The sequence below is a fragment of the Empedobacter sp. GD03865 genome, assembly GCF_029840775.1.
Classification (GTDB): domain Bacteria; phylum Bacteroidota; class Bacteroidia; order Flavobacteriales; family Weeksellaceae; genus Empedobacter; species Empedobacter falsenii_B.
On sequence record NZ_JAOCDF010000022.1, the window covers coordinates 18529 to 39581 of the forward strand.

Annotated in this window: 21 protein-coding genes and 1 pseudogene; all 22 read left to right on the top strand. The window is 30.1% G+C overall.

The window, feature by feature from the left end:
• Positions 1–441 (top strand): hypothetical protein, encoded by a 441-nt coding sequence (locus N5D46_RS09330; protein ID WP_114999650.1) that lies wholly within the window; start codon positions 1–3, stop codon positions 439–441.
• Positions 442–445: 4 nt separating this feature from the next.
• Positions 446–901: a hypothetical protein gene (locus tag N5D46_RS09335; protein WP_280049819.1), complete on the top strand. Its 456-nt coding sequence runs from the start codon at positions 446–448 to the stop codon at positions 899–901.
• Positions 898–1302 (top strand): hypothetical protein, encoded by a 405-nt coding sequence (locus N5D46_RS09340; RefSeq protein WP_280049820.1) that lies wholly within the window; start codon positions 898–900, stop codon positions 1300–1302. Before N5D46_RS09335 ends, N5D46_RS09340 begins: the two co-directional genes overlap by 4 nt.
• Entirely contained in the window at positions 1286–2287 is a 1002-nt protein-coding gene (locus N5D46_RS09345) for a BtrH N-terminal domain-containing protein (protein WP_280049821.1), read from the top strand. The genes N5D46_RS09340 and N5D46_RS09345 overlap by 17 nt, the downstream gene beginning before the upstream one ends.
• Before the next feature lie 6 nt (positions 2288–2293).
• Positions 2294–3019 (top strand): ABC transporter ATP-binding protein, encoded by a 726-nt coding sequence (locus tag N5D46_RS09350; protein ID WP_125350381.1) that lies wholly within the window; start codon positions 2294–2296, stop codon positions 3017–3019.
• A gap of 1 nt (position 3020) precedes the next feature.
• The gene (locus N5D46_RS09355; protein WP_125350380.1) at positions 3021–4298 is read left to right on the top strand and encodes an ABC transporter permease; all 1278 of its coding nucleotides are present in this window, start codon (positions 3021–3023) and stop codon (positions 4296–4298) included.
• Positions 4273–4710, top strand: a complete 438-nt coding sequence (locus N5D46_RS09360) for an acyl-CoA thioesterase (RefSeq protein WP_280049822.1) — start codon at positions 4273–4275, stop codon at positions 4708–4710. The genes N5D46_RS09355 and N5D46_RS09360 overlap by 26 nt, the downstream gene beginning before the upstream one ends.
• Positions 4683–5831 (top strand): beta-ketoacyl synthase N-terminal-like domain-containing protein, encoded by a 1149-nt coding sequence (locus N5D46_RS09365; protein WP_280049823.1) that lies wholly within the window; start codon positions 4683–4685, stop codon positions 5829–5831. The genes N5D46_RS09360 and N5D46_RS09365 overlap by 28 nt, the downstream gene beginning before the upstream one ends.
• Positions 5824–6363, top strand: a complete 540-nt coding sequence (locus N5D46_RS09370; RefSeq protein WP_114999665.1) for a 3-oxoacyl-ACP synthase — start codon at positions 5824–5826, stop codon at positions 6361–6363. Before N5D46_RS09365 ends, N5D46_RS09370 begins: the two co-directional genes overlap by 8 nt.
• Positions 6364–6393: 30 nt before the next feature.
• Positions 6394–6651 (top strand): phosphopantetheine-binding protein, encoded by a 258-nt coding sequence (locus N5D46_RS09375; RefSeq protein ID WP_114999667.1) that lies wholly within the window; start codon positions 6394–6396, stop codon positions 6649–6651.
• On the top strand, positions 6651–7847 hold the full coding sequence (locus N5D46_RS09380) for a beta-ketoacyl-[acyl-carrier-protein] synthase family protein (protein WP_280049824.1): 1197 nt from the start codon (positions 6651–6653) through the stop codon (positions 7845–7847). Before N5D46_RS09375 ends, N5D46_RS09380 begins: the two co-directional genes overlap by 1 nt.
• On the top strand, positions 7844–8833 hold the full coding sequence (locus N5D46_RS09385) for a beta-ketoacyl synthase chain length factor (protein WP_125350375.1): 990 nt from the start codon (positions 7844–7846) through the stop codon (positions 8831–8833). Before N5D46_RS09380 ends, N5D46_RS09385 begins: the two co-directional genes overlap by 4 nt.
• Positions 8830–9603: a polysaccharide deacetylase family protein gene (locus tag N5D46_RS09390; protein ID WP_280049825.1), complete on the top strand. Its 774-nt coding sequence runs from the start codon at positions 8830–8832 to the stop codon at positions 9601–9603. The genes N5D46_RS09385 and N5D46_RS09390 overlap by 4 nt, the downstream gene beginning before the upstream one ends.
• Positions 9587–10219: an outer membrane lipoprotein carrier protein LolA gene (locus N5D46_RS09395; protein WP_114999674.1), complete on the top strand. Its 633-nt coding sequence runs from the start codon at positions 9587–9589 to the stop codon at positions 10217–10219. The genes N5D46_RS09390 and N5D46_RS09395 overlap by 17 nt, the downstream gene beginning before the upstream one ends.
• Positions 10197–10820, top strand: coding sequence for a hypothetical protein (locus N5D46_RS09400; protein WP_038332263.1), 624 nt, complete (start codon positions 10197–10199; stop codon positions 10818–10820). The genes N5D46_RS09395 and N5D46_RS09400 overlap by 23 nt, the downstream gene beginning before the upstream one ends.
• A 56-nt stretch (positions 10821–10876) precedes the next feature.
• Positions 10877–11248 carry a 3-hydroxyacyl-ACP dehydratase gene (locus N5D46_RS09405; protein WP_125350372.1) on the top strand — a complete coding sequence of 124 codons (372 nt, stop codon included), beginning with the start codon at positions 10877–10879 and terminating at the stop codon, positions 11246–11248.
• Positions 11248–11730 carry a hypothetical protein gene (locus N5D46_RS09410; protein ID WP_280049826.1) on the top strand — a complete coding sequence of 161 codons (483 nt, stop codon included), beginning with the start codon at positions 11248–11250 and terminating at the stop codon, positions 11728–11730. Before N5D46_RS09405 ends, N5D46_RS09410 begins: the two co-directional genes overlap by 1 nt.
• A gap of 3 nt (positions 11731–11733) precedes the next feature.
• Positions 11734–12917, top strand: a pseudogene (locus N5D46_RS09415) (DUF2062 domain-containing protein).
• Positions 12910–16569: a 1-acyl-sn-glycerol-3-phosphate acyltransferase gene (locus N5D46_RS09420; protein WP_280049827.1), complete on the top strand. Its 3660-nt coding sequence runs from the start codon at positions 12910–12912 to the stop codon at positions 16567–16569. The pseudogene N5D46_RS09415 and the gene N5D46_RS09420 overlap by 8 nt, the downstream one beginning before the upstream one ends.
• Positions 16544–18115, top strand: coding sequence for an NAD(P)/FAD-dependent oxidoreductase (locus N5D46_RS09425; RefSeq protein ID WP_280049829.1), 1572 nt, complete (start codon positions 16544–16546; stop codon positions 18113–18115). The genes N5D46_RS09420 and N5D46_RS09425 overlap by 26 nt, the downstream gene beginning before the upstream one ends.
• On the top strand, positions 18102–19763 hold the full coding sequence (locus N5D46_RS09430) for a C45 family peptidase (protein ID WP_280049830.1): 1662 nt from the start codon (positions 18102–18104) through the stop codon (positions 19761–19763). Before N5D46_RS09425 ends, N5D46_RS09430 begins: the two co-directional genes overlap by 14 nt.
• Entirely contained in the window at positions 19742–21049 is a 1308-nt protein-coding gene (locus tag N5D46_RS09435; protein WP_280049831.1) for an AMP-binding protein, read from the top strand. The genes N5D46_RS09430 and N5D46_RS09435 overlap by 22 nt, the downstream gene beginning before the upstream one ends.
• Positions 21050–21053 lie beyond the last annotated feature (4 nt).

Below are 21053 nucleotides of genomic sequence, written 5' to 3' on the forward strand. Positions count from 1 at the left end.
ATGAATAAAATACAATTACCCAATCATACAATAGGATTTATCAAACAATTGATTCCACAGCGTGAACCAATTATTATGGTAGATGCTATTTTTGAATATGAAGAGGAAAAAGTTGTTGGAGGCTTAACGGTCAAAAACGATTCGATTTTTGTCGAAAATAATCAATTGAAAGAATCTGGAATATTAGAACACATGGCACAAACAGTTGCTTTGTATACAGGTTATCAATTTTACATTCGAGATGAATCGGTTCCAACAGGATATATTGGCTCGATGAAATCAATAGAGATTAATCGTTTGCCAAAAGTGAATGAGAATTTAACAACAACAGCAACTATTTTGCACGAAGTAATGGGAGTGACTTTGGTTTCGATTGAAACAAAGATAGAAGGAGAAGTAATTGCAAAAGGAGAGATGAAAACAGTGATTGCAGAAACATAATTTTATGAAAGTAAATCAGGAAATTGATATTCAACAATTTCTTCCACATCGTGAACCAATGCTTTTTGTAGACACGATTTCTTGGATTGAGAAAACCTATGTTGAAGCTTTATTTACGATAAAATCGAATCAATTATTTATTCAGAACGAATATTTTGCAGAAGTTGGTTTATTGGAAAATATGGCGCAAGTTTGTTCGACAATTATTGGACAAAATTATTTTATCAATTTTTCTGATGTACATAAAGGTGATGTAATAGGTTTTATTAGTTCGATTAAACAAGCTGAAATTATGCAATTGCCAAAAGTTAATCAAACCATTACAACAAAAGCAACGTTGTTAGAAGTTTTTGATTACGATGAATTTGCAATTAGTTTGATGCAAGCAAAAGTTATATTGAATGACGAAATAATTGCGACAGCTACAATGAATTTAATGCTTCAAAACCATAAAAAATGAAACAATCTGAAGTACCACAAGATAAAGGACATCTCAAGAATTTCAACGAAGTGTATTATGCAATCGATGAACAAGGAGAATTTTCTCAAACATTGAGTGCAGGTTGGGAAGCGAAAAATATTGTTCAGTCCGAAACTTTAAAAATTTTGGATGAACGAACAGAGGAAGCAAGACAAAAAGTAATTGATGGAAAAGCAAGTCCAATTTTATATTTCATGGAATTGAAACGTATGGATTGGGAAATTTTGTCTAATTATGTCGAAATTTGGAAGATTTTTGTCAAAAGACATGCGAAACCAACTGTTTTCTCAAAATTAAAAGAATCAACACTAAAAAAATATGCCGAAGCTTTTGAAATTTCGGTTGATGAATTAAAAAACTTTGATGGAAACCATAACTGATTTTAAACATTTTCAATCAGCACATTGCGAAAATGGAGTAGCATCTAATTTATTAAAAAATAAAGGAATTGAGATTTCAGAACCAATGATTTTTGGAATTGGCTCAGGACTTTTTTTTGTGTTTTTACCTTTTCTAAAAGTCAATCACGCACCTGCAATTAGTTATCGTCCGATGCCAGGAATGATTTTTAATCGTGCAGCAAAAAATCTTGGTATAAAGGTTAAACGTCATAAATTTCGCTCTACAAAATCTGCCCAAACATTCTTAGACGAACAGCTTTTGGCCAATCGACCTTGCGGCTTACAGGTTGGTGTGTATAATTTAACTTATTTTCCAGAAGAATATAAATTTCATTTTAACGGACATAATTTAGTTGTTTTCGGTAAGCAAAATCAAACGTATTTAATCAGTGATCCTGTGATGCAAGAAACGACAAAGTTGACTGAAAATGAGTTAGAAAAAGTTCGTTTTTCGAAAGGTGTTTTAGCTCCAAAAGGACATTTATATTATCCTGAATTTATTCCAGAAAATATAAATTTTGAGAAAGCAATCAAAAAAGGAATTAAGAAAACGTGTCGTGAAATGTTAGCACCAGTTCCGATTGTTGGTGTTCGTGGAATTAGAATGGTTGCGAAACGAATTAAAAAAATGCCAAAGAAAATTGGGAATGCAAAAACGAATTATTTTTTGGCACAAATGATTCGAATGCAAGAAGAGATTGGGACAGGAGGTGGAGGTTTTCGTTATATTTATGCTGCTTTTTTACAAGAAGCTTCACAAAAATTGAATCAACCAAATCTGAATGATTTTGCCTTAGAAATTTCTGTAATTGGGGATAAATGGCGAGATTTTGCTCTAAATGCATCAAGAGTTTATAAAAAACGAAACAATGCACAAGATATTTACGATGTGATTTCGGATCAATTATTGGAATTAGCAGATTTGGAAGAATCGTTTTTTAAACGTTTAAGAAAAGCAATTTAGCAACAGATGATTGAGATTGAAAAACTATATAAAAAATATAAAAATTCGGATGTTTTTGCGCTAGAAGATTTTTCTTTGACGATAAAACAGAACGAAATTCATGGTTTACTTGGTCCAAATGGAGCAGGGAAAACAACCTTGATGTCGATACTTTCAGGATTGATTAAACCAACTTCTGGTAATGTTGTGATTCAAAATTTAAATCAAAAAATAGATTTAAAAAAGATTCAGAAAATCATTGGAATTGTTCCGCAAGAATATGCGTTGTATCCAACGTTGACAGCGCGTGAAAATTTAGAATTTTTTGGAAAAATTTATAAAGTTCCTTCAAAAGAATTAGACGAAAAGATTCAGCTTTTGACTGAAAAAGTAGGAATGTCTAAGTTTTTGGATAAAAAAATTGATTCTTTTTCGGGAGGAATGAAACGTCGCATTAATTTATTGGCAGGAATTCTTCATCAGCCAGAAATTCTTTTTTTAGATGAGCCAACTGTTGGCGTTGATATACAATCAAAAATTGCATTATTAGACTATTTACAAGAGCTTCATCAACAAGGAATGTCGATTGTTTATACATCTCATCATATGGCAGAAGCCGAAGGTTTTTGTACGCAAGTCACGATTATGAATCAAGGAAAATCAATTGTTACAGCTGAACCGAAAGAATTAATCAAGCAAGTGAATGCATATAATTTGGAGGAGGCTTTTGTTAATTTAACTAAATTATCGTGATATGTTGAGCCAACTTTTAGCATGTATAAAGAAAGAAATTTTATTACTTATTCGTGATATTGGCGGATTGGTGATTCTTTTTATTATGCCTTTGATTTTGGTTATTACGGTGACTAAAATTCAGAAAAGTACCTATGATTCTTTTGCTGAAGCGAGTATTCCTGTTCTATTTATTGATCATGATCAAGATAGTATTTCTGCGATTGTAAAAAAACATATTTCACATTCAGGAAATTTAAAAATTGTAACTGAATTAAATGGGAAAAAATTAACGGAAGATGAACTGAAAACTGAAGTTTTTAAAGGAAAATACCAAGTTGGAATTGTAATTCCAGCGAAATTATCAAAGGATTTGAATTATAAAATCAATCAGAATGTTGAGAAAATTCTGAACGAATTTGCTTTTGATAGCACGCAAGTTAAATATAATCAACAAGTAAATCCAAAAACGATTAAATTATACTTTGATCCTGCAACTTCACTGGCTTTCAAAGAAAATGTGTCGAATGTTTTGGATAAATTAATTACAGATACTGAGAATAAAAGTATTTACAAAGCATTTCAACAAGAGATGGGATCAAATGATTTAGGATTTCAAAATGAGAAGTTTATTCATTTTCAAGAGATTGTTCCCGAAGATTCTAAATCAGTTTTGAAACCAAATGTTACACAACATAATGTGCCTGCATGGACATTATTTGCGATATTTTTTATTGTTGTTCCGCTTTCTATCAACATTGTAAAAGAAAAAAGTTTAGGCACACATATTCGACTATTAACAAGTCCAATGCCTTATTCTGTTCAAATTATCGGAAAAACCATCACGTATTTAATCATAAGTTTATTGCAATTTACAATGATTTTATGTGTCGCTAAATTAGTCTTTCCATTGATTGATTTACCAGGTTTCAAAACGGATGGCATATTATTTTCTATTTACGGATTAACTGTATTTGCTTCTTTGGCAGCAATTGGATTAGGACTTTTAATAGGTACAATTGCGAAAACCCAAGAACAATCTGCACCTTTTGGAGCGACTTTAGTCGTTATTTTAGCTGCAATTGGCGGTGTTTGGATTCCAGTTTTTGCGATGTCAGATTTTATGCAACATTTCGCGAAAATATCACCGATGAATTGGGCACTCGATGGCTATTATAGTTTAATTCTGCGAAATCAATCTTTTCTTCAGATTGTTCCGAATATTATTTTGTTAACTTTGTTCTATATTATTACCTTGTTTGCCGCTATATATTATGATAAGTTCAGAAGAGAAGATTAAAACGTTAGTACATAATTCCAATTTCGCAGTACGATTCAATGAAACCCATCCGTTGGGAATCGTGTGGCATGGGAATTATATTACGTATTTTGAAGATGGAAGGGAATCTTTTGGACGTCATTTTGGGATTAGTTATTTGGATATTCAAAAAAGCGGATTTGTAATACCAATCATTAAGTCGGTTTGTGAACATAAATTTCCATTGAAATATGGCGATAAATGTAGAATAGAAACAACTTTTGAAGATACTTTGGCTGCTAAAATGATATACAAATTCAAGATTTTTAATCAAGATGAAAAATTGGTTTGTATTGGAGAAACGACTCAAGTTTTTTTAGACAACGAAGGAGATTTAATGTTAACATTGCCACCATTTTTTGAAGAATGGAAGAAAAAAGTAGGATTGTTGTAATGGAAAAAGTTTACATTAATCGTGCAAATATTTTAACACCTTTCGGAAATTCTATTCAAACCAATTGGAATGAATTGTTGAAAGGAAATTCGGCTGTTTCTAAAATTGATTCATTTGGTCATTTAAAGAATTTTTACGCTGGGAAAATTGAGAATGAAATTTTCTTAAATTTAAAAAATGAACTAAAAGATAATCAACATTATACACGATTAGAAATAATTGGTATTTCAGCTCTTCAATCTATTATTGAAAAATCAAAAATTTCACAACGAACTGCTTTTGTACTTTCAACTACAAAAGGAAATATTGATCAACTTTCTGATTCTTTAGAAAAAGCTTCAATTCCAAATTTTGCAAAGAAAATTGCAGATTATTTTGGATTTAAAACTGAACCAATTATCATTTCAAATGCTTGTGTTTCTGGAGTTTTAGCAGTTAATGTTGCAAAACGTTTCATTGAAATTGATGAGTTTGATGATGCATATGTTTTGGCTTTGGATGAGTTGACAGATTTTGTTTTGACAGGTTTCAATTCTTTTCAAGCAATGGATTTTGAATTATGTAAACCATTTGACAAAGATAGAAAAGGTGTTAATTTAGGCGAAGCTGCGGCTTGTGTTTATCTTTCAAAAAGTCAAGAAAAAAATAGTTTTCAGATCTTGGGTGAATCTTCAATTAACGATGCAAATCATATTTCTGGACCATCTCGCACGGGCGAAGGTTTGGTCTTGAGTATAGAATCTGCGATAAAAGAGGCGAATATTTCATCAAATGAAATTGATTATATTTCGGCACATGGAACGGCGACATTGTATAACGATGAAATGGAAGCAATTGCATTTCATCGTTTACAAATGGATAAAACTCCGACAAATAGTTTAAAAGCTTTTTACGGACATACATTGGGCGCTTCTGGATTGTTGGAATTAATTATTGCGATGAAGCAAGCAGAAAAAAATTTGCTTTTGAAAAGTCATAATTTTGATGAATTAGGAGTTTCAGTTCCATTAAATATTTTGAAAGAAAATCTTCAAAAAGAAGTCAATATTATTTTGAAAACTTCATCTGGTTTTGGAGGAAGTAATGCTGTAATTATTTTAAAAAAAGTTCAGAATGACTAAAGTTGAGATTAAAAACGAACAAGTTTGGTTGAATGATGAACTTTATTTTGAAGATTCTTCAGGAGATTTTGGTATATTTTCGAAAAATTTCTTCAAATCTTTCGAGATTGATTATCCAAAATTTTATAAAATGGATCATCAGAGTAAATTAGCTTTTTTAGCTGCCGAAATTTTATTGAAAGATGAAAATACATTGAACGAAAATCAAGATATTGCATTGGTTTTTGCAAATCGAAATTCGAGTTTAGAATCAGATTTGAAACATCAACAAAGTATTCAATCTACGGATGAAATTTTTCCGAGTCCAGCAGTTTTTGTTTACACATTAGCAAATATTTGTTTGGGTGAGGTGAGTATTCGTCATCGATTGAAGACTGAAAATGCTTTTTTTATTTCGGAAAATTTTAATGAAGAACAATTAAAAAAGTATGCGAATTATTTAATTCAAAAAAATAAAGCAAAGAAAGTTGTTTTGGCTTGGGTAGATTATTTAAAAGGTGATTACGAAGCGAAAATGTACTTAATAGATTAAAAACAATATTAGTTAACAATAAAAAATACTATGGAAAATTTAATTAACGATTTGAAAGTTAAAATCATTGAAATTTTAAATCTTGAAGATGTATCAGTAGAGGATATCAGAAATGATGATCCTTTATTTGGAGATGGTTTGGGATTAGATTCAATCGATGCTTTGGAGTTGATTGTTTTATTGGATAAAGAATATGGAATCAAAATTACAGATCCGAAAGAAGGAAAAACGATCTTTCAATCGGTTGAAGTAATGGCAGATTATATTGAGAAAAATAGAACAAAATAATGCATAAAAAAGTTGCAATAACAGGAATGGGAATTATTTCGGCAATTGGTAAAAATGTCGAAGAGAATTTCGATTCATTAATTCATCAAAAGCATGGTTTGTCACGCCTCGAAAATTTTGATTCTATTCATAAAAACGAAATTTTTGTAGGAGAAATTAAATTATCGAACGATGAATTAGCAACTTTTTTAAATTTATCTCCGGATAATAATTTCTCTCGAACAGCGATGTTAGGACTAATTGCTGTGAAAGAAGCTCTGCAAAATGCAGGAATCGAAAATGTAAATGAAGTCAGAACAGGACTGATTTCTTCAACAAGTGTAGGAGGAATGGATAGGACAGAAAATTACTTTTTGGATTATGAAAATCTGCCTGAAAAACAAAAGTATATTTCGAGTCATGATGCTGGTGCTTCTTCTAATCAAATTGCAAATGAAATTGGTTTGAAAGGCTTTGTATCGACTATTAGTACGGCTTGTTCTTCAGCTGCAAATGCGATTATGTATGGCGCGCGCTTGATTAATTCAGGAAAATTGGATCGAGTGATTGTTGGCGGAACGGATGCTTTGTCAAAATTTACCATTAATGGATTCAAAAGTTTGATGATTCTGAGTGATGAATTTAATCAACCATTTGATAAAAATCGAAAAGGTTTGAATCTTGGTGAAGCAGCTGCTTATTTGGTTTTAGAGTCAGAAGAATCTGTTCAAAAATCAAAGAAAAAAGTCCTTGGCTATTTGATTGGTGCAGGAAATTCGAACGATGCATTTCATCAAACAGCTTCGTCTGAAAATGGAGAAGGAGCGTATTTGGCGATGAAAAAAGCATTCGAAACTTCTATTATTCAGCCTTCAGAAATCGATTATATTAATGTTCATGGAACTGCAACAAACAATAATGATATAACAGAAGGTCGAGCTTTGAAGAGAATTTTCCGAGAAAATGTCCCTAATTTTAGTTCTACAAAACCATTTACAGGTCATACGTTGGCTGCTGCAGCGAGTGTAGAAGCGGTATTCAGTTTGTTGAGTATTCAACATAATCTTGTTTATCCAAATCTTAATTTTCAATCTCCGATTGAAGAGTTGAATATCTTTCCGACCACAAAATTGGAAAAGAAAGATATTGAATATGTGTTATCAAATTCGTTTGGTTTTGGAGGAAATTGTTCAACTTTAATTTTTTCTAAATCATGAAAGAAGTATTTGTAAACGGATTAGGCTTTGTAAATGTGCGATTTATAGATAAAATAACTGATGATTTTCTTCCTTTAGAAGCTTCTATTACTAAGGCAAAATCGCCTTCGTTAAAAGATATTATTTCTCCTGCGATGAGTCGTAGAATGGCTTCTGGTGTAAAAATGGGAATTTATTCTTCTCTAAAAGCATTGAATGAGGCAGGAATTAAACAACCAGAAGCAATAATTACTGGAACTGCTTTGGGTTGTTTGGTTGATTCTGAGAAGTTTTTGACAAATATTATTCAAAACAAAGAAGAGTTTTTGACGCCAACAGCTTTTATTCAATCTACGCACAATACAGTTGGTTCTCAAATTGCTTTGCATCTTGGTTGTAATGCGTATAATTTCACGTATACAAATGGTTTTAATTCGTTTGAAAATGCACTTCTAGATGGTTTTTTACAAGTTGAAAATCAAGAAGTAAATAACGTTTTGGTTGGTGGAATTGATGAAATTGGAGAAAGAACATATCAGTTGTTACAATTAATTGGTGAGATTGAATCAGAAGAAAATCAAGGAATTAAATATAGTGAAGGTGCTCATTTTTGTGTTTTATCTAATAAAAGAAATGAAAATTCTTATACAAAAGTTTTAGATGTTTCTATTTTAAATCAATTTGAAGATTTATATTCCGAAATTTTAAAATTCATTCAATTGAATCATATTGATTTAACCGATATTGATTCGATTATTTCTGGTGAAAATTTATTGAATATTAATGATTTAAATCAACTTGAGTTATTTGGATACAAAGATTTTATTGGAGAATTTGGAACTTCCTCTGCTTTCGGATTTGTGTTAGGTTGTGAATTATTGAAAAATCAAACTTTACCAAACCAATTCAAAAAGAATGACGTAAAAGCTGAAAGTTATAAAAACGTACTTTTAGTGAATGGTCATAAAGGTAAAGATTTGAGTTTAGTATTGCTTCAATCGATATGAAATTCAGAGTAGTCACAATCCTTTTTGTAGTTATACTAATTTGTTTATCAATTGGTTGTTTTACAAAAGGTTTGTCTTTTTTTTATTTGTTTATACCTTTTATTATTTGGTTGTTATTGACAATTTTTGGAGCTTTTGAAATTCGATTTAACTATTTTTTGAAAGCTTATCATCGAGGGAATAATCATTCAGAGAAAATAATTTCTCTTACTTTTGATGATGGACCGACGGAATTTACACCAAGAATTTTAGCCATTTTAGAAAAAAATAATGCGAAAGCAACTTTTTTTTGCATTGGTAAACAAATCGAAAATTATCCTGAAATTCTTCAAATAACTCATCAATCAGGACATTTGATAGGGAATCATACATTTCATCACTCTTCTAAAAATGGTTTTTATTCAACAGAAAAAATCATTGATGAAATCGTTTCTACCAATCAACTTATTGGAGAAAAAATAAACGTTACGACGAAAATTTTTAGACCACCTTTTGGTGTCACAAATCCACATATAGCAAAGGCTTTAAATAAAACACAACATAATGTAATTGGTTGGGATATTCGTTCTTTGGATACAGTTATCAATGATGAAAAAAAATTATTGAACCGAATTACTGGTCAAATAAAGCCTGGTTCTATTATTTTGATGCACGATACTTCAGACAAAACTGCGAATGTTTTAGAGCAATTATTCGTATTTTTACAAAAGGAAAATTATAAAGTAGTTCCGTTAAATGAACTCTTGAAAATTGATGTATATGAAAACTAAAATCTTCATTTTATTTACTTTTTTTCACTTGACAATATTTGCGCAAGAAAGTAAAATGAGTAATGTTGAAATTGAAAATTTCAAAAAAGATATTATAGCTGATTCTAAGAAAATACAGACGTTGACGGCTGATTTTACGCAATATAAAGTAATGAGTTTCTTGGATAAACCAATTGTTTCGAAAGGAAAATTGTACTTGCAAAATCCGAAAGCGATGCGTTGGAATTATACTCAACCAATTGATTATAATGTGATTTTTAACAATGGAAAAATCTATATTAATGATGAAGGAAAAAAATCGAGTGTAGATTTACAAGGAAATAAAAAATTTGAAAAATTAAATCAATTAATCGTAGGAAGTGTAAGTGGAAATTTGTTTGATACAAACGATTTTGTAATAACTTATGTAAAAACAGATAAATCTCGAATTGCGAAATTACAACCAAAAATAAAGGATGTAAAAAAGTACATTAAAGAAATTCAGTTGACGTTTTATTCAGGTCAATCGACAGTTACGGAAGTCAAATTAATTGAACCTTCGGATGATTACACGAAAATTTTATTTACCAACAAATCTTTAAATAAAACAATAAATGCGTCTGTTTTTAATCCTTAGTTTTTTCATTTTAACCTCTTGTGGAACGACTTACAAAATTGCTGATATACAAGGACAACAAAAGGATGAAAGGAAGTTTTTAAACCCATATTTTAGTTCAATTGATAAAGAATATAGTTACCGTTTCAAGATTACGTTCATGAAAAAGGAAATGAAAGGTAATTTTGTTGTGAAAAAATTGGGTTACAACTCGCATCGTGTGGTAATGACGTCTGATTTTGGGAATACTTTATTCGATTTGTCAGTTACAGACCACGATTATACATTGAATTATGCGATGCCAGATTTGAATAAAAAAGTGGTTATAAAAACTCTTGCAGAAGATTTACAAGCTATTTTTAAGAATGATTTTCTAGTTGATGAGCGTATAAAAACGACAAATCAAATGATTTTAAAATCAAAAGAAGTGAGTTTAATTTTTGCTAAGAATGAATCAAATTATTTTCAAGAATTGGTTCATTTAAAGAATAATAAAATAAAAACAATTAATCAATTTTCGACAGATAAAACAGATTTTCCGGATCAGATTTTAATCAAACATAATCACTTCAATTTAAGTATCACACTTACAAAAGTAAATATACAATTAGAGGAAGAGTAAACTAACGTACAAATCATCTTTTTTTAGATTATATTTGTAACTCAAAACAATTACAAATGCTTATTCCTAATCTATATATCATTAAAAATACTGAGAAAATTGATGAAAATAATTTTAAAGTTCAAATTGAATTAAATCCAAATCATCAAGTTTTCGAAGGTCATTTTCCAAATAACCCAATTACACCTGGTGTTTGCATGATGCAGATAATAAAGGAGATAACAGAAGGTTTTGTTTCGAAAGATTTGTTTTTGTCTAAAGTTTCGAATGTGAAATTTATGGCGACAATAAATCCGTTTATTAATCCTATTTTGGATTTGAGTTTGAATGTTGTTTGTGAAAATAATGAAGTGAAAGTGAAAAATTCTTCATTTTTTGAAACGACAAATGCGTTAAAATTTAGTGCAATTTATAAAGTTTTAGATTAATGAAAACTCTATTATCTATTTTTTTATCGGTTTCATTTTTCTTTGGATTAACCTTATCCGAATTGAGAACAGATTTTGAAAACGCTTCAAAATCATCGAATAATGTATCTATTTTGTATAATAAATTAGATAATTATTCAGGTGATAATCAAACAATTATTGCATATAAAGGTGCGTCTAAAATTCTGAAAGCAAGGTATATAAAAGATAAGGAAACGAAGAAACAATATTTTACAGATGGTGCAACTTTGATCAATAATTCGATAAAAAAGGACTCGAAAGATGTTGAAAATCGTTTAATTCGATTGATTATTCAAGAGAATATTCCAAAGTTTATCAAATACAATCAAAATATACAAGAAGATAAAACATTTATTGTCGAAAATTATAGTTCTGCACCAAAAGAAGTTAAAACTTTGGTGAAATCTTACGCCAAAAAATACAATACTTTTACAGCGCAACAGCTGAAAAAACTAAATTAATCAATGGATTTTTCGATTATTCGACATAAAATAGACGAACAAAAAGTTTGTGTACTTATTCCGACTTACAACAATCATAAAACATTGAAGCGTGTGATTGACGGAGTTTTAGATTACACGAATCAAATTATAGTTATAAATGATGGATCGACGGATTCTACTTCTGAAATTTTAAAAGATTATCAGAATCAGTTTATTGTTGTTGAACTTTCAGAGAACAAAGGAAAAGGAAATGCACTACGTATTGGTTTTAAAACTGCGCGAGAAAAAGGCTACCAATATGCCTTAACAATCGATTCGGATGGTCAACATTTTCCACATGATATTCCAAATTTTATTACAGAATTAGATCAAAAAAATAAACCTGTTTTAATTATTGGAAGTCGTCAAATGGAACAAAATGGAATTCCGAAGAAAAGTAGTTTTGGAAATAAGTTTTCTAACTTTTGGTTTTGGTTCGAGACAGGAATTAAACTGAATGATACGCAATCTGGTTATCGTTTGTATCCGTTGAAATTCATTCCGAAAAAGTTCTGGACAAATAAATTCGAATTCGAAATTGAAATCATTGTGCGAACAGCTTGGAAAGGAATTGAGGTGACGAATATTCCAATTGATATTTTGTACGATCCAAACGAACGCGTATCTCATTTTCGTCCATTTCAAGATTTTACGCGAATTAGTATTTTGAATACTTTTCTGGTTTTTTTGACGATTTTTTACATTAAACCACGTAATTTTTTCTTCAGTTTCAAAAAAAAAATATACGAACATTCATTAAAGAAGATATCCTAGGAAGTAATGATAGCAATAAAGTAAAAGCGCTTTCAATTGCTTTGGGAATTTTCCTTGGAATCGCTCCATTTTGGGGCTTTCAAACTTTTTTATCTATTTTTTTAGCGTCAATGTTTCGTTTAAATAAAGTGATTTGTTTCTTTTGTTCCAATATTAGTATTCCGCCAATGATTCCGATAATTATTTATCTTTCTTTGCTGACAGGTGGATTTATTTTGCAGGACAATTTTCATTTAGATTTGAGTTTGGTTTCTTTCGAAATTATCAAAAAAAATCTGCTTCGTTATATTGTCGGAAGCTTTGTTTTAGCAACTTTTTGTAGTATTGTTAGTGGAATTGTAAGTTATTTTTTATTAACTTATTTCAGTCAAAAGAAGGTTAAGAATGCATAAATTTTTCTATAACATATTTTTACAAATCAAAGCGAATAAATGGTTGAGTGTATTCTTTTTTGTTCTCTTTTTAGTTGGTTGTGCATTTTTTGCAAATCGACTAAAATTTGAAGAAGATATTACGCGAATCATTCCGAAAGATGAGAAAAATGATGCAATGGCAAAGGTTATTGCTCAATTAAAATTTACGGATAAAGTTGCGGTGATTATCGAAAAAGATAAAGTAGGAACGCTTGATGATATGACGGCACAGGCAACTGATTTTTTAGATAGTATCCAACCGTTAAATAACTATTATAATGATATTCAAGGGCAATATGATTTAGATAATTTTGCTTCGACTTTTGATTTTGTTCATCAAAATTTACCGCTTTTTTTAGAGAAAGAAGATTATAAAACGTTAGAGCAAAAATTGTCTAAAGATTCGATAGCTTCTATTGTTGAAAGTAATTACAAAAGCTTAATTACGCCGACTGGAATTGTTTCGAAAGAGTTTATGTTGAAAGATCCGCTTGGATTGACTTTTGTTGCGTTAAATCGATTAAAAGAAAAGAATTTGACGGATGATTTCGAGGTTTACAATGGATTTATTGTAACGAAAGATCATTCGAAATTATTTCTTTTTATCAATCCTAAATTTTCAGGAAGTGAAACAGAACATAATACCGAATTTGTCAATCGTTTAGAGGAAATTCAACTGCATTTAAATCCTGAATATAGCGGAAAATCAACATTAAGTTATTTCGGTTCAAGCTTTATTGCAGTTGCGAATGCAAAACAAATTAAACAAGATATTATAACAACCGTTTTGATTTCGATGATTACATTAATGATCATTTTAATGGTATTTTATCGAAAAATTTACATTCCGATAATTATTTTTATTCCTTCCGTTTTTGGTTTTTTCTTTGCTTTGGCACTTTTGTATTTTATTCAAGGTACAATTTCTGCAATTTCTTTGAGTATTGGAGCAGTTTTATTAGGAATAACGATTGATTATTCGTTGCATATCATGACGCATTATAAGCACAATAGCGATTCTAAAACATTGTTTAAGGAGATTACAAAACCGCTTATCATGAGCTGTACAACTACAGCGATTGCATTTTTGTGTTTACTTTTTGTGAAATCGGATGTGTTGAAAGATTTAGGAATTTTTGCTGGAATAACAGTTATTGTTTCTGGTGTTTTTTCTTTATTGATTATTCCACATTTGTATCATCCGAAAGAAGATGCTGTTGAAAATAATTCTTCAATAATAGAGAAGTTAGCGTTCTTTTCATTTCATAATAACAAGATATTGATTGGTGCTTGTGTTCTTTTGATTATAGTGAGTTGTTTTACGTTTAATAATGTCAATTTTGACAAAGATTTATCTAAATTGAATTACGTTCCAACCGATCAAAAAATAGCGGAACAAAAGCTAGAAACTTCTTCAAATTCTATCTCAAAATCGTTGTATGTTGTCAATTATGGAAACAATGTAGAAGATGTTTTAAATCAAAATATTGCGTTAACAAATAAGCTTGAACTAGCAGAAAATAAGGATGAGATTTTAAGTTATAATTCCATTCAATCGTTGGTTTTACCAATTTCAGTTCAACAAGAAAAAATTAAAGATTGGGAAAATTTTTGGACTTCAGAGAAAGTGAATTTTGTAAAGAATGAATTTATCAAGGATGGAAAAAAATATGGTTTTAAAGAAGAAATTTATACTCAATTTTTCTCAATTTTCGATAAAGCATATAAACCTTTAAAATTAGAAGATTACCGCGCGTTTAATCCTTCGCTTTTTGAAGAATTTGTTTCTCATAAAAATGGTTTTTATACGATCTCAACTTTAGTAAAATTAAAAGAAGAAAGCCGAGAAAATTTTGTTCAACAATATCATAATAAAGAAACAATTGTAATTGATCGTAAACAGTTAAACGAAAACTTTTTAGGAAATTTAGCTACTGATTTTAATAATCTTGTCAATTACTCATTTATTGCTGTTTTATTAATATTGTGGTATTTCTTTCGACGTATCGAATTGGTTATTATTAGTGCGATTCCTATCGCATTATCAGGTTTGGTTACAGCTGGATTGATGGGACTTTTTGATATTAAATTCAATATTTTCAGTAGTATTGTATGTACATTAGTTTTTGGTCATGGAGTAGATTTTAGTATTTTTATGACGAGTGCTTTACAAAAAGAATATACGACTGGAAAAGATGAAATGCCTACTTATCGCACTTCGATTTTATTAGCAGTTATCACGACAATTTTAGCAATTGGAGCGTTAATTTTTGCCAAACATCCAGCGTTAAAATCAATTGCATCAGTTTCGTTAGTTGGAGTTGTGGCAGCGCTAGTGATTACATTTATTTTCTACCCAATTTTATTTCGATTTTTCATCTCAAATCGTCCTAAAAAAGGTAAAAGTCCAATGACGTTGTGGTTAGCAATTCAAAGTGGAATTTTCTTCATTTATTTTGGATTATTTGGTACGGTAACTTCATTAATTCTTCGATTTTTGATGCTTATTTTACCAATTTCGAAAGAAAGAAAATATGCACTTTTTGGATGGGGAATGTCAACTTTTATGAAATCTGTGTTGATGTTAAAGCCAACTGTTGTCAAGAAAATTATTAATCCAAATCAAGAAGACTTCAAGAAACAGTCAATCATAATTGCGAATCACACTTCGTTCTTGGATACGTTGGCGATTGGAATGTGTACGCCTAAAATTGTGTTCTTAGTGAACGATTGGGTTTATAAATCGCCGATTTTTGGTCGAGCTGTGAAAATGGCAGGTTTTTATCCTGTTTCAAACGGTGTTGAAAATAATATTGAAGAGATTAAAACTCGAATTGGGAATGAGTTTTCGTTGATGATTTTCCCTGAAGGAACACGTTCTCGAACGAATAATATTAATCGTTTTCATAAAGGTGCATTTTATTTGGCGGAGAAATTGAAACTTGATATTTTACCAATTTATATTCATGGAAATTCAGAGATTATTCCAAAAGGAGATTTTTTAATTTTTGATGGACATATTTATTCAATAATAGGTAAAAGAATTGCTTGGAATGATGAAAACTATGGTTTGAATTATTCAGAACGAACTAAAAGAATCAGTAAGGAATTTAAAAATAATTTTCAAGAAATTCGAGATAAATATGAAGATAAAAACTATTGGAAACAGAAATTATTTTTAAGTTTTTTGTACAAAGAATCTGAAATTATTCAAGTTGTAAAAAAGGATTTTAGTTTGAATAAATCTGTTTATCATCAATTAAATAATGCATTTACAAAAGATGAAAAAATAGTTCATTTTTCGAATGATTTTGGACAAATTGATTTTTTATTATTGATGCAACAAGCAAACCGAAAAATAATAACGTTTGTAAAAGAGGAAGAAAAGCGAGAGATTGCAGCAACAAATTACATTACAAAAATTCGTTCGTTAGAATATCGTTCTGATCTTGATGTTATAGATGATTATAAGACGCTTTTAATTTCTACTGATATTGAAAATATTTATCAAGAAACAATAAATCAATTTGAGAAAATTGTTGTTTTAAAGAATAGAAATATTGACGAATCACTTTTTACAAGTTTTGCCCAACAAACCGAAACAAATGAATACACAATTTACACAAAATAATTCTGAATCTCATTACGATGTAGTCGTTATTGGTAGTGGTTTGGGAGGACTTGTTTCTGCGCTTATTTTGGCAAAAGAAGGAAAGAAAGTTGTTGTATTAGAAAAGAACAATCAGTTTGGAGGGAATTTGCAAACTTTTGTTCGAAATAAAACAATTTTTGATACTGGTGTTCACTATGTTGGAGGTTTGGATAAAGGAGAAAATTTGTATAACTATTTCAGTTATTTGAATATATCCGACAAATTGAAATTGCGCCAGTTGAATAAAAATGGTTTTGATATGATTTCGTTTGATGATGATTCTCAGGAATATCCAATTGCGCAAACGTATCAGAATTTTGTTGATCAATTAGCTGTTTTTTTTCCTGAAGAGAGAGAAAATTTAATCAAATACAGCAAAAAATTAGAGGAAATTTGTTCTGCTTTTCCTATGTATAATTTGAATATCGGAACTTTTGCTGATGAAGAAGATTTTTTGTCGCTTAATGCGAAAGAATACATCGATTCGGTTTTCACAAATAAGCGTTTGAAAGCGGTTTTAGTAGGAAATAATTTTCTTTATGTAGGACAAGCAGAGAAAACGCCTTTGTACATACACGCGCTTTCGGTTAACTCTTATATACATTCGGCTTGGCGATGTGTAAATGGAGGAAGTCAAATCGCAAAACTTTTGATCAAAGAACTGAAGAAATATGGTGGTGAAATTTATAAATACCAAGAAATAAAATCATTTGTACAAAACGAGAATGAAGAAGTAATTGGTTGTAAAACAACAAAAGGAAAACGTTTCTTTGGTAATTTATTCATTTCGAATATTGACATTAAAAAAACAATAGATATGTTAGGCGAGCGTAAGTTTGGTAAACCATTTTCTCGACGCGTCAAAAGCTTGGAAGTAACGCCTTCTGCATTTACTATTTATATTGTTTTTAAGCCAAAAAGTTTTTCCTATATCAATCATAATATTTATCATTTTAACTCGATAAATGATGTGTGGGACAGCTACGAAAAAACTACAAATGATTGGCCAAATACATACATTGCAACATTTAGTATGGATCAAAAAGATGAAGAGTATTCGGAAAGTATGACGGTTATGACGTATATGATGTTTGATGAAGTACAAAAATGGGAAGAATCGTATAATGTTGATATTAATGATAATTACGGAAATAGAGGAGAAGAATATGAAGAATTTAAACGTCAGAAAACGGAATTAATCATTCGTAAATTAGAGAAAAAATTTCCTAAAATTAGAGAAAAAATTTCTTCAATTCATACTTCTACGCCTTTATCTTATCGGGATTTTATAGGTTCTGAAAAAGGAAATATGTATGGATATTTGAAAGATAGTAATCATCCGATGAAAACATTTATTTCACCAAGATCTAAAGTGAAAAATGTTTTTTTTACTGGTCAGAATGTCCGTGTTCATGGAGTTTTGGGTGTAACGGTTGGTGCATTTGTAACGTGTTGCGAAATCCTTGGGGCTGACTATTTAATGAATAAAGTTCATCGTGAAATAAAACTAAATGCGAATGAATAAAACTATTTACTTTTTTACGTTTATTTTTTTTACGTTTATATCTTGTGGCATTAGAAAAAGTTTAGAAAATCGTCCTGATTTGTCTACTTTTCAATCAAAACAATATAGTAGAAATGAGATCAATGACTCACTTTTTTATATTGAAAATAATTTTTTTAAGAAAAATAAAACACAAAATTGGGAACTTTTTGTTTCGGGAGATCCGTTAGAAATTGGTCAAAAAACAGGTGTTTTAACGAAAGAATTATATGCTTTTCAAGAGCAATCTTTCATGAATTTGATAACTGATTTTATTCCTTCTGAAAAGCGCAGAAAATTTCTTTTCAAAGTACTCAAATATTATAATCGAGATTTACATAAATATGTCAACAACGAATATAAAGCACAAATTTATGGACTTTCTGAGTCTGCAAATAGCCGCTATGATTCGTTAATAGACAAATATAATCGTAACCTTTTTTTACATGGGGCGCACGATATAGGACATGCTATGCATGATTTGATGTTGGTTGGTTGTTCATCTTTGGCTGTTTTGGATAATAAATCTGAAGATGGAGGTTTGTTGATTGGTCGCAATTTTGACTTTTATGCAAATGATGATTTTGCGAAGAATAAAATAGTTTCGTTTGTCAAGCCAAATTCTGGTTATCCATATATGTCGGTGACTTGGGGTGGAATGATTGGTGTTTCGTCTGGAATGAATCTGGAAGGGCTTACAGTAACGATAAATGCGGGAAAATCTTCTATTCCACTTAAAGCAAAAACGCCTATTTCTCTCGTTGCTTTAGAAATTTTACAATATGCCTCAACGATTGATCAAGCAATTGAATTAGCAAAGACTAAAAAGGTTTTCGTTTCTGAGAGTATTATGATTGGTAGTTCAAAAGATCATCGTGTGGTGTTGATAGAAATTTCTCCTAAAAAGTTTGGTGTTTATGAAGTTCAAAATCAACCTTATTTAGCATGTACTAACCATTTTCAGAGTGATGTTTATTTGGATGATAAGCGAAATAATATTCAAAAAGAGGAAAGTCATTCGGTTTATCGTTTTGAAAAAATTGAAGAACATCTTTCGAATGAAAATAAGCTAAATCCCACTAAAATGGTTGAATTATTGCGTGATACAAATGGTTTGAAAAACACTAAATTAGGTTACGGAAATGAAAAGGCTTTGAATCAACTATTGGCGCATCACGCAGTTGTTTTTCAACCAGATAAACGATTGGTTTGGGTTTCGTCAAATCCATATCAATTAGGTGAGTTTACAGCTTATGATTTGAATAAAATTTTTAATGATTCTATTTCAAATTATATGTTAAATGTAGATAGTTTGAGAATAGAAAAAGACAAGTTTGTCTTATCTGCTGATTATTCTAATTATGAAAAATATCGTGAACAAACACACCAAATAAGTAAGTTGATAAAAGAAAATAAGAAAATTGATGAAACTTTTTTAACAAGTTACATTCAAAATAATCCTGATTTTTGGTTGGTTTATGACAAAGTTGGTGATTATTATTTTCAGCAGAAAGATTATCAACAAGCGAGTTTTTATTATAAATTAGCATTGACAAAGGAGGTGACTACAGTTCCTGACCGAAATAAAATTCAGAAAAAATTATCCAAATGTTCTCGAAAAACGCGTTAACATCCTTAGAACTTCAATCTTTAGAAGAGATTAAAGAATTTCAAAATCAGAAACTTCAAGAACAGATAAAGTATCTTGCGACGCATTCCAAATTTTATCAAGATTTATTCAAAAAATATCAAATTGATTGGCAATCTATTCAAACAACAGAAGATTTAAAATTAATTCCTGTTACAACAAAGAATGATTTACATCAATATAATTTTGATTTTTTATGTGTTCCGTCAACTGAAATCATTGATTATTCCACAACTTCTGGAACGTTAGGTGATCCTGTAACCTTTGGTTTGACGGATAAGGATTTGGATCGTTTAGCAACAAATGAAATGAATTCTTTTCAACGAATTGGTGTTCAAAAAGGTGATGTTGTACAATTGATGACAACAATTGATCGTCGTTTTATGGCTGGTTTGGCGTATTTTCTTGGTTTGAGAAAAATAGGCGCGGGAGTTATTCGTGTTGGTGCTGGTGTTCCGCAATTGCAATGGGATTCTATTCTAAAATATCAACCTAAATTTTTGGTTGCTGTTCCATCTTTTTTATTGAAAATGTTAGATTATGCAGAGAAAAATAACATCGATTATCAAAATTCATCCGTAAAATCGGTTTTGTGTATTGGAGAGTCGTTGCGTGATAAAGATTTGAATTCGTCTTTGTTGGCGCAAAAAATAAATTCGAAATGGGATATTCAACTTTTTTCGACTTATGCTTCAACCGAGATGGGAACAGCGTTTACAGAATGTAATGAATCGGTTGGAGGACATCATCAGCCAGATTTGATTATCACAGAAATTTTAGACGAGAATAATGAAGTTGTACAAGATGGTGAATTAGGTGAATTGACAATTACAACATTAGGAATAGAAGGAATGCCTTTATTGCGTTTTAAAACAGGTGATTTAGTACGCAAACATTCCGATAAATGTAAATGCGGGAGTAATTCGTATCGATTAGGACCAGTTGAAGGTAGAAAGCAACATATGATAAAGTACAAAGGAACAACCTTGTATCCGCCAGCTTTACATGATATTTTGAATCATTTTGATGAAATCAAATTACATTTAATCGAAATTTATTCGAACGAATTTGGAACAGATGAAATTTTAATTCGATTAGTTTCAACAGACGAAACCGATGATTTTTTAGCAAAAATAAAAGATTATTTCAGAGCAAAATTACGCGTAACGCCTTCTATAAAATTTGAAACTTTTGAAGAATTACAATCAATTGTTTTCAAGCCAGAAAGTAGAAAACCAATTACGTTTGTTGATTATAGAGAAAGTTAAATAT